This window comes from Micromonospora sp. NPDC047753 (genome assembly GCF_040642735.1).
Taxonomy (GTDB): domain Bacteria; phylum Actinomycetota; class Actinomycetes; order Mycobacteriales; family Micromonosporaceae; genus Micromonospora.
The window spans coordinates 1-1,520 of record NZ_JBEYSL010000836.1; the positions used below are offsets into that span (position 1 = coordinate 1).

General features: G+C 66.6%; 2 protein-coding genes. One reads left to right on the forward strand and one right to left on the reverse strand.

Features of this window, described 5'->3' with window-relative positions:
• Positions 1-141 precede the first annotated feature (141 nt).
• On the reverse strand, positions 142-804 hold the full coding sequence (locus ABZ749_RS35025; RefSeq protein WP_357235668.1) for a class I SAM-dependent methyltransferase: 663 nt from the start codon (positions 802-804) through the stop codon (positions 142-144).
• A gap of 235 nt (positions 805-1,039) precedes the next feature.
• Here ABZ749_RS35025 and ABZ749_RS35030 point away from each other — a divergent pair, with 235 nt between their 5' ends.
• A complete protein-coding gene (locus ABZ749_RS35030) occupies positions 1,040-1,483 on the forward strand; it encodes a hypothetical protein (RefSeq protein WP_357235671.1) in 444 nt (147 codons plus the stop codon).
• The last annotated feature ends 37 nt before the right edge of the window (positions 1,484-1,520 follow it).

Sequence of the window (1,520 nt, forward strand, 5' to 3'; positions counted from 1 at the left end):
CCACCGCCACCAGCACAAAACCGAAACGCGACACAAAGAAAACGAACACTTCGAATACCCCAAGGCCACGCCGCACAGGTTAAAGATCAAGCTAGGGTCTGTGCCGAAGTCGGTCAGACCGACTCTTGACTGCCGTCGTCGTCAACGTGGTGCCTGAGCGACAGGTTTCTGGGCGAGAAGAAACCCCTGGCCAGGGCTGTCCGGTCCATCGGCGGGGACGCCACCCCAGAACACAGTTGTGAAGCCAGCGTCGGTGCAGCTCTGTTCCGCCTCCCGTGGGGTCTGCCAGTAAAGGTCGAACTCGACGCCGAGATTCGCGCTGCGTCCCGCGCGTCGGACCTGACTGCTCCCGGCCTTGAAAGCCGTCACCAGATAGCAGCCCGGCTTGATAACGCGGTACAGCTCGCCAAAGCCCACTTGTCGGTCGTCCGGTGCCAAGAAGATGAGGGAGTACCAGCAAACCGCGCCTACCAGCGACGCGTCCTCGAAGGGCAGCTCACGCAGGTCGGCGACGTCGAATCGGTAAGCCGCATGGTCACGGCGGGCCACGCGGATCATCTCGGGTGAGAGGTCGACTCCCCAGGGCGTCAGGCCCTTGGCCGCCAGGTAGGGCGCGAGGCGCCCCGATCCGCAGCCGATGTCGCCGATGTTGGTGCCCAGCCCCGTGGCAAGCGCCAGTACACAGAAAAGGTCGAGGACGGCTCTCTCCGCGGGCATGCGATCCAGGGCATCATTCAGGCGTTCCGCATAGAGCTCGGCGAGGACGTCGTGCGCGGCTCGCAACTCTTCGGTCTTGGCGTCCACGGAGAGGACAGTAGGACCCCCCACCCACCCGCACCTGCCGCCGTCCGGGCGATCAGTGCGGGAAGGCGCGGGGTATGCGCGCGGCGAAGAGCTCGTCGCGGAACGCTTGGATGCGGGTGATGACCTGCCGTCTGCCGACGGTGTTCTCGATGCGGTCGAGGTAGAGGCCACACCACCATGCTGTCCGATCCCACGGGTACCGTCACAAAACCAGACATGGGATACAGTCGATGAGATGGCGACGACCCTTCATCCGGATCCGCGTCCGTCCGCCTCGCGCCTGTCGGCACGACCGTGGTCACTGGTCGCCGTCGCCGGCTTGACCGGCGCCGCACTCGGGGCCCTCGCCTGTTACTCCCTGTTGACGCCCCGCTGGGGGGTACCGCACGCGGTCACGGGCACCGTCGTAGCGGTCAACGCCGACGCCAACGCGTTCGTGGTCCGGCCCGATGGGCGGCAACCGTCGGCGAACAAGGCCGACGACGGCGGCCATGGCTATCAACTGGGCCCGGTGGAGTGGGTCGACTACGCCGGCCAGACCCACCACGAAGGAACACCCGTCTGCCTGGCTCCGCTCTCCGAAGGGGCCAAGGTCGAGCTGATGGTGGTGGATGTGCGCGGAGGCACCGGTGGGCCGGACGCGCTGATCACCCGGGTCCGGTGCCTGAGCGTCCGGTGATCGACCGACCGCTGATGCGGAGCCCCGGTGCTCGCGG

Excerpts from the sequence above, each read along its gene's own strand:
- ABZ749_RS35030 (WP_357235671.1), top strand. The coding sequence starts at position 1,040 with ATGGCGACGACCCTTCATCCGGATCCGCGTCCGTCCGCCTCGCGCCTG.